The organism is Paenibacillus sp. lzh-N1 (assembly GCF_002872435.1).
In the GTDB taxonomy this organism is placed as follows: Bacteria; Bacillota; Bacilli; order Paenibacillales; family Paenibacillaceae; genus Paenibacillus; species Paenibacillus polymyxa_C.
Genome location: NZ_CP025696.1, coordinates 1,190,532 through 1,203,421, shown reverse-complemented (window position 1 = coordinate 1,203,421; position 12,890 = coordinate 1,190,532). Strand labels below are relative to the sequence as shown.

The 12,890-nt window shown below is 46.8% G+C and carries 11 protein-coding genes; 10 read left to right on the top strand and 1 reads right to left on the bottom strand.

What is annotated here, in order from left to right:
* Positions 1 to 100: 100 nt before the first annotated feature.
* From C0638_RS05495 to manZ, 5 genes are all read left to right on the top strand, one after another.
* A complete protein-coding gene (locus tag C0638_RS05495; RefSeq protein WP_102163379.1) occupies positions 101 to 2,893 on the top strand; it encodes a sigma-54-dependent transcriptional regulator in 2,793 nt (930 codons plus the stop codon).
* Positions 2,894 to 3,092: 199 nt separating this feature from the next.
* The gene (locus C0638_RS05490) at positions 3,093 to 3,512 is read left to right on the top strand and encodes a PTS sugar transporter subunit IIA (protein ID WP_013369099.1); all 420 of its coding nucleotides are present in this window, start codon (positions 3,093 to 3,095) and stop codon (positions 3,510 to 3,512) included.
* 2 nt (positions 3,513 to 3,514) lie between these two features.
* Positions 3,515 to 4,003, top strand: coding sequence for a mannose/fructose/sorbose PTS transporter subunit IIB (locus C0638_RS05485; RefSeq protein ID WP_013369100.1), 489 nt, complete (start codon positions 3,515 to 3,517; stop codon positions 4,001 to 4,003).
* 31 nt (positions 4,004 to 4,034) lie between these two features.
* The gene (locus tag C0638_RS05480) at positions 4,035 to 4,805 is read left to right on the top strand and encodes a PTS mannose/fructose/sorbose transporter subunit IIC (protein ID WP_013369101.1); all 771 of its coding nucleotides are present in this window, start codon (positions 4,035 to 4,037) and stop codon (positions 4,803 to 4,805) included.
* Between the two features lie 11 nt (positions 4,806 to 4,816).
* Positions 4,817 to 5,659: a PTS mannose transporter subunit IID gene (gene manZ / locus C0638_RS05475; RefSeq protein ID WP_269203258.1), complete on the top strand. Its 843-nt coding sequence runs from the start codon at positions 4,817 to 4,819 to the stop codon at positions 5,657 to 5,659.
* Positions 5,660 to 6,390: 731 nt separating this feature from the next.
* On the opposite strand, the gene C0638_RS05470 is transcribed toward manZ, so the two are convergent.
* Entirely contained in the window at positions 6,391 to 8,193 is a 1,803-nt protein-coding gene (locus tag C0638_RS05470; protein WP_058710436.1) for an alpha-glycosidase, read from the bottom strand.
* A gap of 150 nt (positions 8,194 to 8,343) precedes the next feature.
* Here C0638_RS05470 and C0638_RS05465 point away from each other — a divergent pair, with 150 nt between their 5' ends.
* From C0638_RS05465 to C0638_RS05445, 5 genes are read left to right on the top strand one after another with little or no spacing between them, the layout of a single operon-like run.
* Positions 8,344 to 9,018, top strand: coding sequence for a response regulator transcription factor (locus C0638_RS05465; protein ID WP_058710437.1), 675 nt, complete (start codon positions 8,344 to 8,346; stop codon positions 9,016 to 9,018).
* Positions 9,018 to 10,448, top strand: a complete 1,431-nt coding sequence (locus tag C0638_RS05460; protein ID WP_058710438.1) for a sensor histidine kinase — start codon at positions 9,018 to 9,020, stop codon at positions 10,446 to 10,448. The genes C0638_RS05465 and C0638_RS05460 overlap by 1 nt, the downstream gene beginning before the upstream one ends.
* Positions 10,449 to 10,507: 59 nt before the next feature.
* Complete coding sequence (locus C0638_RS05455; protein WP_013369106.1) at positions 10,508 to 11,425, top strand: ABC transporter ATP-binding protein; 918 nt, start codon at positions 10,508 to 10,510, stop codon at positions 11,423 to 11,425.
* Positions 11,422 to 12,138 (top strand): ABC transporter permease, encoded by a 717-nt coding sequence (locus tag C0638_RS05450; protein WP_058710439.1) that lies wholly within the window; start codon positions 11,422 to 11,424, stop codon positions 12,136 to 12,138. The genes C0638_RS05455 and C0638_RS05450 overlap by 4 nt, the downstream gene beginning before the upstream one ends.
* Positions 12,138 to 12,866, top strand: coding sequence for an ABC transporter permease (locus C0638_RS05445; protein WP_058710440.1), 729 nt, complete (start codon positions 12,138 to 12,140; stop codon positions 12,864 to 12,866). Before C0638_RS05450 ends, C0638_RS05445 begins: the two co-directional genes overlap by 1 nt.
* Positions 12,867 to 12,890: the final 24 nt, after the last annotated feature.

The following is a 12,890-nucleotide window of genomic DNA, read 5'->3' as shown; positions in this document are numbered from 1 at the left end:
ATCAGATTAATGATTAACTTGTCAGTTTATTTTCTTGTAGAGGATTATTTCTTTTTTTATATACTAATTAAATAAGAACTAGTCAGCATGGGGGAATACCGTGAAACGAATTGATGAGATCTTAGAGTATATTGCCAATGGTACAAAGAAACTGTCGGTAGAGGCCTTGCAGGACGGCGGTGGAATTACGGCTGCGGAAATAGCCGATCAACAGAATATGTTAAGAAATAATGTAAGCAAGGAGCTTAATAGTCTACTTCGCGCCGACTTGATTATTAAAATCAAGGGGAGACCCGTCAAGTTTTTGCACAAGCAGGTGATCGAGGAGACCTTTCGGGTTCAGCTTAAAGAGAAACAAATCCAAGTCAACAGCATTCATGAAATATTGCTGCCTGGAGAGCAAGTGGATCCGTTTCACGCCTTAATCGGTTTCATGGGGAGTATGAGAAACCAGGTTGAGCAGGGAAAAGCGGCAATATTATACCCGCCGAAGGGCTTACATACGCTGATTGTGGGGCAGACTGGCGTTGGGAAAACAATGTTCGCTAGGTTGATGTATAATTATGGTAAATATATGAAGCGCTTTTCAGAGCAAGCACCGTTTATCGTATTTAACTGCGCTGATTATTACAATAACCCTCAACTGCTACTCTCCCACATTTTTGGTCATGTAAAAGGAGCATTTACCGGGGCTGATCGGGAGAAAGAGGGGCTGGTTGAGAAAGCGGATGGGGGCATCCTGTTTTTGGATGAGATTCATCGGCTGCCCCCAGAAGGCCAAGAAATGATATTTTATTTCATGGACACGAACAGTTACAACAAATTGGGCGAGTCGGAGCGCAAGCGGGAAGCGAATGTGCTGCTCATCGGCGCTACGACCGAAGATCCCGGTTCTTCTATGTTGAAAACCTTTATCAGACGGATACCGATTACGATCAACATTCCTTCCTTGCAAGAGCGGACCGTTGAGGAGCGGTTTTTGATCCTGAAGCATCTCTTTGCAAACGAAGCCCATCGTGTGAACAAGCCCATTAGGGTTGAATTGGAAACTGTAAAAGCACTGATTGGCAGCGTAACCTATGGCAATATCGGTCAGTTGAAATCGAACATTCAGCTTGTGTGTGCCAAAGGATTTTTGAATAGCATACATGAAAATAAGGAAGAGATTGAACTTGATTTTAAAATTTTGCCCGGAAATATCAAGGAAGGCCTATTTAATATGGGGAAGAACCGCAAGGAGATTGCCGAAATGGAGATGGTCAACTCCTCGCTGTATATTACTCCTGAAGGCAGCAAAGGAATGGATGAAGCAGACGCTTCTGAACTGCCGTTCAACCTGTACAAATTGATTGAAGACAAGATAGGGATGCTCAAAGAAGAAGGACTCGATGACAGTTTTATCAATAAGTTTATAACTACAGATGTCAATATTCACATCAAAAGTTTCTATAACCGATTTTATAACATCAAAGGGGGACGGGAACGGATTCTTAAGATCGTAGGCAGAAATATTCTGGAGTTCGCTGAACAGGTGCAAGAGATGGCTCAAAAAGAATTGAATAGAAATTACAGCGACAGGTTTGTTTATGCCTTCAGTCTTCATTTGAGTGCCTTCTTAAAGCGAATCCGGGAGAAAAAATATGTCAGTAAACAAATCTATGATCCGATGAATGATCAGGATGAAGAATACAGACTGGCACTTATTATCAAGGATTTGATCGAGTCCAAGTTTGAAGTCAACGTACCCGATGCCGAGACTACCTATGTGGCGATTCTTCTGAAATCGGTAGAAGAGGAGCACCAGGGAAATGTGGGAATCATTGTAGCTGCACATGGCAACAGTACGGCAAGCAGTGTCGTTAGCGTTGTCGACAGCCTGCTGGGAAGCTCAAATATTTGCGCAGTAGACATGCCTTTGGATGTTAGTCCTAGAGAAATCCTGGAAGTTATTGTGGATAAAGTGAAGGACATTGACAATGGCAGAGGCGTATTGCTGCTGGTTGATATGGGCTCCTTGCTCAATCTTGAAGCAACCATTATGGAACGTGTCGGGATTAAGGTGAAGACTATCGATATGGTTTCAACCCCGCTTGTGTTGGAGGCTGTGCGAAAGGCCAGTATTTTTGATATGAATATAGAGGAAATTTATCAATCTTTGAAGGATTTTCGTGGATATAACACTGGAAATGCTGGAGTGAAAGCGGAAAAGACCAGTAATAAGGTAATCGTGACGGTCTGTTCCTCCGGCAAAGGTGCCGCCGCCAAGCTAAAGGAGTTTGTAGAGAAGGTTGTTTATGACTTAACCGAAGAGAAAATAGTTGTTGTACCGGCAAAGGTCAGGGAATTGGATAAAGTGGTGAAGGATTTACGGGCCAAGCATACGCTTCTTGCGGTGATTGGGGTTAAGCGGCTAAGCGAGCTCAATGTACCGTTTATCCCTTTGGAAAAACTGATCGAGGCAAGCGGTGAACAGGCATTAAGAGAATTGTTGCTCAACAATCAGTTGCCTGTTATGCATGAACACGGAAGCGTGGTCGTAAGAGATCTATGTGAGGATACGCTAAAGGAGTTTATGACTTATTTGAATCCTCACAAAATTTTGGGGATTTTGATGAAATTTATCGAGCAGCTGGAACAGGAACTGGAGGCTGATTTCCATTATGCAAAGAAGGTTCAGCTTGCTGTTCATACGGCTCATGCGCTGGAACGAATGGTCATTGGAGAAGGGCTAGTGTATCAGGAGGATATATCCTTGCTTGACCAACGATTAATCGATGTGGTGAACCGTTCCTGCAATATATTTGCCTCCAGTATTAACATTAAGCTGACTAATGATGAAAAATATTATATTTGCGAAATCCTAAGCGAAGTATATAACTGTATCCCCAAGTAGTGGCGCAAGTGTATAAAACGATGCTGGATGTGTATTAATCATGCGGATAAGGATAATAAGTAGTTGGTGAGAAAAGGCCAAATTCCCGGAGCAGCCGAGGGTTTGGTCTTTTTTTTGATAGTTAATCTCATCATACAGAATCTTGGCATGAGACTTGCATATAAGTATAGGCGAAGGATGCAAGGAGGGGGTGAAACAAATGATAGGTGTTATTGTTGGCACTCATGGAAAATTTTCCGAAGAGATCCTAAGATCCACGGAAATGATTTTCGGCCATCTGGAAAATGTGGTGGGTGTAACGTTTGAACCAGGTGAAAGTGTTAACGGACTTGTTGAGAAGTACAAAGCGGCCTTGGAAACAATTGATTGGACGGACGGATTGATTTTTCTCGTCGATTTGTTTGGTGGCAGTCCCTATAATGCGGCCAGTAGGATTGTGGCCAGGTATGAAAAAATGGACATTGTAACAGGGGTAAACCTGCCAATGATCGTAGACCTGCTGACCAATAGAGGGCTGGAGAACGTGGAGAATCTGAGTGATCTGGCCATCCGTGCGGGTCAGGATTCAATGAAGTCTTTTCGTGTCATCCGGGACATACAAACAGAGGAGGAATTATAGGTATGGAAATATCATTTGTTCGTATTGATGACCGTCTAATTCATGGTCAGGTGGCTACTGTGTGGGTGAAGGAAACGAAGTGTAACAAAATTATCGCCGTCAGCAATGAGGTCGCTGCGGATACGCTGCGCAAAACCTTATTGTTACAAGTGGCGCCGCCGGGGATTAAAGCTTATGTTGTCACGATTGCGAAAGCGATTGAAGCTTATAACAATCCTAAATATAACGATTTCAAGACCTTGTTCCTGTTTACCAATCCCACGGATGTACTGCGGGTTGTAGAAGGTGGGGTACCGTTTACATCGGTAAATGTAGGTGGAATGTGCTTCAAAGAAGGCAAAACACAAATTACCGGAGCAGTGTCCGTAGACAAGCAGGATGTAGAGGCATTTTATAAATTGCACGAAAAGGGGATAGAACTGGAGATTAGAAAAGTGGCCAGTGATCCTAAAATTAATTTGATTAACAAGCTCCAAAATGTCCAGTTTTAACAACACGTACGCATAAGAGAGGGGGTCAAACATGAGTGTTTTTGAAATCGTAATGGTCACGCTGGTTGCAGCCATTTGCGGAATGGGCAGTGTTTTGGATGAAGGACAGACTCATCGTCCTATAGTTGCGTGTACACTGATCGGTCTGGTCCTGGGAGATCTCAAAACCGGTATTATTCTAGGCGGTACGCTGGAATTGTTGGCTTTGGGCTGGATGAATGTCGGAGCGTCCATGGCTCCGGATGCGGCTTTGGCCAGTGTAGTCTCAACCATATTGGTTATTGTCGGGCACCAATCGATCGGTGCGGGAATTGCCGTTGCGATTCCGATTGCGGCTGGCGGACAAGTGTTAACTATCTTTGTTAGAACGATTACCGTGTTCTTTCAGCATCTGGCAGATAAATATGCCGAATCTTCAAATTTCAAAGGAATTGAATTATGTCACTTCATAGCCCTCCTTCTTCAGGGATTACGTGTCGCTTTGCCTGCCGTATTGGTGGCTATTGCAGCCGAAACCGGTCTAGTTACGACTTTGCTGGATGCCATCCCGGAGGTGATTACAAAAGGGCTGCAAATTGCAGGGGGATTCATCGTCGTTGTAGGATATGCCATGGTTATTAACATGATGGCAGCCAAATATCTGATGCCTTTCTTTTTCTTGGGCTTTGTCATCGCGGCATTTACAAGCATCAATCTGGTTGGCTTTGGAATCATGGGAGCGGTTCTGGCTCTGCTGTATATCCAGCTCAATCCCAAATATAGCCAGCGCAAAGATCAAGTGGGTGAAATTGAAGAGCTCTAAAGAAATTCTTAATGAAAGAGTGGGGTACTATGGAAGAAAAAAAGTTGACCAAAAGCGATTTAAACAAAATGTTTTTCCGTTCATGGTTCCTGCTGGGCTCGTTTAATTTTGAGCGTATGCAGTCGATTGGTTTTTGTGTCACCTTGATTCCGGCAATCAAGCGGCTATACAGCAAGAAGGAAGACCAAAAAGAAGCGCTAAAGCGGCATTTGGAGTTTTTTAATACTCAACCGTTTATCTCTGCACCGATTATGGGGGTAACGGCCGCTATGGAGGAGCAGAAAGCCAATGGACAGCCGATTGATAATGCTACCATAAGTGGCGTGAAAGTTGGCTTAATGGGACCTTTGGCTGGAGTAGGGGACCCTATTTTCTGGGGAACATTACGCCCCGTTCTGGCTGCATTAGGAGCTTCCATTGCGTTGTCCGGAAGCGTTATCGGGCCTGTCCTATTTTTCTTGCTCTTTAATGTTATTCGCCTGGCTACCAAGTGGTACGGACTGAAATACGGCTACCAAAAAGGGACGGAGATTGTGTCCGACATGTCCGGAAACCGGCTGCAAAAGCTTACGGAATCGGCCTCCATCCTGGGACTATTTGTTATGGGCGCACTCGTATCTAAATGGACTACTCTGAATATACCACTCGAAGTATCCCGATATACCCGTTCGGATGGAGTAGAGGTTGTTACGACGATACAGATGATTCTGGATCAATTGATACCTGGACTGTTACCTCTTTTGCTGACTTTTTTATGCATGAGACTGCTCAAAAAGAAAGTGAATGCTATAGCTCTGATTTTTGCTTTATTCGCAATAGGAATTATTGGATACGCTCTTGGTGTATTGGCTTAAGCCAATTTGTAAAGTGATCCGGTCAAGCAATCGTCTCTGACCGGGGCAACCTGCCGCTTAACTTGTAAACGCTTTAAATTTTACTGATTAAAATATTCAATCATCTACAAGCGAATCTGCAAGCGCTCAACGATAGTCATGAAAGGCTACTGGCTTGTTGAAAACTGACATAAGCAATGATTCTCTATCATTAATCATTACAGGCTCAATGATGGTTTTAAGTCGCATTGAGCCTGTAAAAGCAGGTTCCGCTCTTTTGCTGTTAGTATGTTCGTTGTAATTTTTTGGATGATCTTGCAAGATCGGGTGCTAATCGCCTCTTTTCTCTATGATCTGATATTCGCCGAGACCTGTTTTCTTCAGTGGCATATGCATATACCATATCTCTTCACAGTTAGGTCATATTGAAAGGTTTATGAAGCCACGAAGACTTAAGGAGGCCATGGCATTGGGAAAAAGGAGACGAACTGGCTTTAAGGGCAAAAGAATTAGGGTGGACGTTAGACAATCTTCTTCAGCTCAAACAGGACAAGGCGGTAACCCCATTTCTATCAATGCGTCGGACGTTGGGGTAGTAAGAACAGATGTCCAAAATAAATAATCAGCTTGTACAAAAAGCTATATCCTCAACGTAAAAAAATCGCCGGGAATAAGTTGGATAACTTGTTTCCGGCGATCTTGCTTTTTTTACAGTCGGCAGGTATTTTCATCAGCATCCGCGTCTACATAGCCTATGCCTTGCTTTGCATCTTGTCGTCAACTTCTTTTGCAGAGTTGACTGATCGCACAGGCGTTGCCTTCAGCACAGCATATCCGTAAGGCAAAAGCTCGGCATGCAGCCCCTTTGCTCCCACGGACCACCGGCCTTCGCCAAAGACTAACTGCCATTCCTGCTCTGGAATGGACAATTCAAAAGTGTGATCCTCATCGGAACGGTTGAGCAGCACAAGCAACACTTCTTCGTCGCTGCGCCGCTCGTAGGCGAGTGAGGCGCCCTCCGGTTGTGCCTCCAGGAAAGTGATGCTTCCTTGATCACGAAGGACAGGGTGCGCCTTGCGAAGAGCGATCAGCTCACGATAAAAGTTGAACAGCTCGTGGTCCTGCTTGTCGGTATCCCACTCCATGCACTGGCGGCAGCCTGGATCGGCATCTCCATCCAGGCCGATCTCATCGCCATAAAAAATGCAGGGTGCGCCCATATACGTGAACTGGAACAAAGCAGCCAGCCGCATCAGTCGTTTGTCGCCCCCGCACAGCGTCAGTAGGCGTGGTGTATCATGGCTATCCAGCAGATTAAAGGCAACCTCGGATGCCTGCTGCGGATAGCGGGCAAGCTGGCGTCCAATGGCGAAGGCGAAGCTCTGGGCATCGGTCACTTTTTTGACGAAAAAATCATTCACCGCATAGGTGAATGGATAATTCATCGTCGCATCGAATTGATCGCCCTGAAGCCATTCAGACGATTCATTCCACATCTCACCCAAAATATATGCATCCGGATTAGCCTGCTTGACTGTAGTGCGGAATTCACGCCAAAAGGCGTGGTCTACCTCATCTGCCACATCCAGTCGCCAGCCGTCGATACCGACCTCTTCAATCCAATGCTTTGCCACATTCAGCAGGTACCTTTTCACCTCAGGATGTTCCGTGTTCAGCTTGGGCATCATCGGTTCAAGCCCGAATGTATCGTAGGTCGGGGTGCCATCGACCACTTCCAGCGGAAAGCTATGAACATGGAACCAGTCCTTGTAAGGCGAGGCTTCGCCTTTTTCCAGTACATCCACGAACGGTTTAAAGGTACGTCCTGAATGGTTGAACACCGCATCGAGTAGTACCCGGATTCCCCGATCGTGGCAGGCCTCCACCAGCCTTTTTAATATCTTTTTGTCCCCGAAGTGCGGGTCTACCTCCATATAATCCTCAGTATCATATTTATGATTGGTCGTCGCCTTGAAGACAGGAGTCATATATATGGCGTTGATCCCCAACTCGCTCAGATGATCCAGATGATCGAGAATCCCTTGTAAATCGCCACCGAAAAAATTGTCTCTTTGCGGTGTGCCACCCCAGTCCTCAGCATCTTCCGGGCTAATGGAGGGGTCACCATTGGCAAAGCGTTCTGGGAAAATCTGATAAAATACAGCATCCTTCACCCATGCGGGTGGCTTCAAAATATCAATCGGATTTAAAAACGGATATTGGAACAGACTGTCTGCATTTTGAGGTTCCTCGGTGGTGAAATCGTCCTCGTCCATCCAAATTCGTTCCTCGCCATCTTCCAGCAAAAATCCATATTTCAGCCGACGGTGAGTAGGCTTTACAGTACATTCGTAGTAATCGAACCTGCCATCGGTGGCAAATTTGGACATCGGAATAAGCTGCCGAGTACGATCCCAGTCGTACTTATCTACGGTAAGAACATGAACAGAAGTCAGGTCATTTTTCTTTGCACGAAGCCGTAAAATTATCGTTTCATCATCATAACCAAAAGCCCAATTATGTTTCGGGTGGTGGTATATCGCTTCCAGCAGCATCTGATAGGCCTCCTTGTTCACCTGCATTCAAATTTGAAATTGTGAAGCGTATGTCGTATAAGGTAGTTATTAACCTTTTTAAGTGGGTTATGTACCATAAATGCTATAATGCCCATTACATAAAAGAAAAACGATAAGTAGGTGTCTATTATGAAAACAAATGTGCTATACATCGAAGATGACCAAGATATTGGTGCTTGGACGCATCAGTATTTGGAAGAGCGAAATTACGCTGTAACCTGGCTTCGCAGCGGGGATGGGGCTGTGGAGGCAGCTCGTACGTGCCAGCTCGTGATTCTGGATGTGATGTTACCTGGTCTGGATGGGTTCACGATTGGGAAGCGGCTCAAGAAAGAGTACCCGGAGCTTCCCATTCTCATGTTGTCTGCCCGTACATCCATTGACGATAAGCTGCAAGGATTGGATTTTGCTGATGATTATGTGACAAAGCCCTTTCACCCCGATGAACTCATAGCACGTATGGAAATTTTGCTGCGGCGATCAGGAAGCGTATCCGAAGAATCTCTACAACTGGGGCATCTGTCTGTGTTTCCTCCAGATAATCGTATTGTAAATCGTGATACCGGGGAGGAAATTACGCTGACAGGCAAGCAATATCATATTTTTGCTTATTTGCTGCGGCATTTGGGCCAGATTATGACGAAGGAACAAATGTATGAGGCGGTGTGGGGAGATCCATATATCGACGGAGACAAAACCTTGATGGTCCACATCCGGCACTTGCGGGAAAAGCTGGAGATTGATCCTGCGGCACCTCGTATCATTGAAACAATCCGCGGTGTAGGTTATCGGGTGAAAGCATAATGAGCGGTATGCGTAAGAAGTGGGTAAGATTGCATCGCAACTCCCGTTCAGGTCAGAAGGGGCGGTTTCGTAATTCATTGTTGTTCCGCTATCTGGTCATTATTGTGTTTGCTATGATGCTGTTGCCCATTGTATTGCCTGTTACAACCTTGATATATAGCATACTGTTGAACTTGCAGACAGATGTCAAGCCTAAGAATCCTTACTATCCCTCTACGACCCAAACTGAACATAGCTGGCATCGAGAAGCTATCGCCTTGAAGGGAACTAGTCCAGAGCAAGTTTCAGCCCGTCTGCGCAAAATACAGCAGGATATGTTCCCGGATTCACAAATATTTTGGGTCGATACCGCAGGGTTAACCAGATTAGAGCTGCCAACCCAACCTAACATTCCAAAACAATGGAGCGCGGCACAGGCTATAGCTTTTATGAAGCAAGCCAGCTCTGAGGGTCCGTTTACAGTTGTGGCCTTTATTGGTGGGGGCAAGGATGATATGAATCAGGGCTATATGGTATTAAAAGTGCCCCGTTCGTTCTTTGAACATCTGACAAGTGACAATGGCATGTTGATGTATTATCTCCTTTTTATTCTATTGGTTCTGGGAGCTTTTATATTCGTATCTCTTCTGTTTTTTGGAGGCATTCGGCGGAGGTTGTTGCAGCTTCAGGCTGCCATGTCGCAGCGAGGAGAGGATGGAATGCCCATCCTTGTTGCCACCGGCCGCCCGGATGAAATAGGCAAACTGGAGGAGGCGTTTAATCGGATGGTCGAACAGTTGGCAGAGAGCCGAGGACGTGAGCGTCAGGAGGAGGAACTGCGGAAGAGGCTGGTCGCTGATCTGTCACACGATATTCGAACACCGCTTACGGTTGTGCGCAGTCATCTGTATACACTGGATGCAGAAAACCTGAGCAGCAGAGGGAAGCAGTCGATTACACTAATGGAAAATAAGTTAAAAGACCTTGGAAGTCTGATCGACAACTTGCTGACCTATAATCTCCTATCTAGTGGCAAATACACCATGAATAACGAACCGCGTGATATTTTGCGGCTGGTGCGCGAGTGTGCGGCCAGCTGGTATCCGGTGTGGGAAAAGGAAGGCTTTGAAGTGGATATCGACCTGCCCGAGCATAGTATGGTGTGGAATGTCGACGAGCAGGGCTTCCGCCGTCTGCTGGATAATCTTTTTCAAAATGTAGTTCGTCATGCTGCCTCAGGCCGGTATATTGGTATTCAAGTTCAGAAGGTTAACGGGAGAGAGGCATTGGTCATTGCAGATAAAGGCCCGGGAATGGAACGGCAATCCAGTGAAAAAGGAGCTGGAATTGGCCTGGCGATCACAGAACTATTGGCGCGCGAAATGAATTTGGAGAGGGAGATTTGCAGTTCATCGGCCGGGACACGAATCTGTTTTTTAAACAAAACTTAAACTCAGTGTTCCCTTGGCTTTAAACTTGGCGCGTTACGATAGGTGTCGAGGTGAGGAACTTGAACGAATCAATCATTGAAACGAACAGTCTCAGCAAAATATACAAAGGCCGCGCCGCGGTTAATCAGCTGGACCTGAAAATAGCGCGGGGAGATATTTACGGATTTCTCGGACCCAATGGAGCAGGGAAAACGACAACGATCCGCATGCTACTTGGGCTTATTCGCCCAACTCGAGGAACGATCCGTATATTCGGCAAAGATATTCGCAGACATAGACTCGATATTTTGCGTAAAGTCGGTTCATTGGTAGAGTATCCTTCGTATTATGGTCATTTGAACGCCGTCGAAAATCTGGAGGCTATTCGTCGTATTTTGAATGTGCCGAAAGAGAACATTGCGGAAGTATTGGAGGTCGTTCGGCTGACCAAGCACGCTAAACGCCCGGTTAAAGGTTACTCGCTGGGCATGAAGCAGAGACTTGGTATCGCAGCAGCCCTGCTCGGCAATCCCGAAGTGCTTATTCTGGACGAGCCAACGAATGGCTTGGACCCCGAGGGCATTCAGGAAATGCGCGAATTGATACAGGCGATGCCCAAGCAGCGGGGGATCACTGTACTGGTATCCAGCCATTTGCTGAGTGAGGTAGAGCATATGGCGAATACCGTCGGCATTATCCGTGAAGGACAACTGGTCTTCCAAAATACGATTCACAATCTTCGTCAGGAGTCCGCAGGGGGGATTCGGATCGTAGTATCGGAGCCGGAAGCAGCCCAATTGATTGCACGTGAACAGGGCTACCATTCAGTGAAGGACGGGTCAGCGCTGGATTTTGACAACATGAATGATGCGGCTGTTGCGCTGCTAGTTAGAAGATTAGTTGAAAACACACATGCCGTATATCGTGTGGAGGAACGCCGTAAATCGCTGGAGGATATGTTCATGCAGGTGGTGGGCAAAGGAGGGGGCTCCCTATGATGCTGCGAGCGCTGACAGCGGATCTGCTCAAAGCACGCAGAAAGGGAATCTGGTTCCTGGTATTCCTCGGTCCTCTTGGGCTGGTGGCGATGCAGGGACTGAACTTTGGGCTCCGCTATGACTATCTGATTCCGCGATATAAGGGCCGCTTATGGGAAAGCTTGATGGATAACATCGCACTGTTTGTTCCCCTTGCACTGGTGTTAGGAGCCACGATGGTCGCTTCCATGTTGGCGAATGTGGAGCATACCTCTAACTCCTGGAAGCAGCTGTTGGCTTTGCCTATTTCCAAATTTAGTGTTTATATGGCAAAGCTAACACTGGCCATTGGAATGCTGTGCGTGTCCTGCCTACTCTTGACGGTAGGGACTTGGACCTTGGGGATGCTTCTTGGCTTTGGGGGAGAGCCAGCACCGATAGGGGAGCTACTGCGGCTCGGGTTTTGGCCCTTAGGCGGCACGCTGCCTATACTCGTATTGTTGTTGTGGCTAACGGTCACGTTCCATAATCAAGCTCTGCCTGTAACACTGGGCATTACGTTAGGCATTGGCAGCTTATTCGCTTCCCAACTGTCCGAATGGTTTCCGCTAGCTTGGCCGCAATTCGCATGGGTTGCGCCACAAGCGTGGATATTCGCGTCTATCGGATGCGCAACAGGTATAATTCTCAGCCTGCTGACCGCAGCTCATTTTAGCCGAAAGGATGTGGCGTAATGTTCGGAGGATACGTACGGTTACTTTCTGTCGAACGCCTGAAAATGGCGAAATCGCCCGTCTGGCTGCTTGCGCTCGTCAGCCCGGCGATTGCCGTCCTAGTTGGTTTACTGGCGAATCCGGGAGGAAACTGGCTGTTGCTGTTGGCTGCCATGCTTACAATACATGCAATGCTGTTCCTGCCGATGCTGACCGCCGTGTTTGGGTCTCTAGTCTGCCGTTTTGAGCATGGGGGCGGCGGCTGGAAGCAGCTGATGTCATTGCCGTTGTCCCGCACGGGTCTGTACGCAGCCAAGCTGACCATCATTATGGCTATGGTCGGACTGACTCAGCTGCTGTTCGGAGGAGCGCTGCTGGGTGTTGGAGCTGTGCAGGGGATGAACGGGCCGATTCCTTGGACCGTGATCGCCCAAAGCCTGCTTGCAGGCTGGGTTGCTTGTCTGCCGTTGGCCGCCCTGCAACTGATGGTGTCCTTTTTGTGGTCTAGCTTTGCTGCACCGCTTGCTTTGAATTTCGTCTTCACCGTGCCCAATATGCTGATCGCCAACTCTCAGACCTATGCTCCGTATTATCCGTGGGTACAACCTTTATTGGCGATGATGCCGAGTGGGGGAGACGACTTCGGGGCGTTCATGGTGCCAACGGATACACTCTTGATGGTGGTACTGGGTAGCTTTGTCGTGTTTGCGATTGCCGGTCTGACGATATTTCGTTATAAAGAGATATAAGACGAAATGTGGGAACTGTAAAAG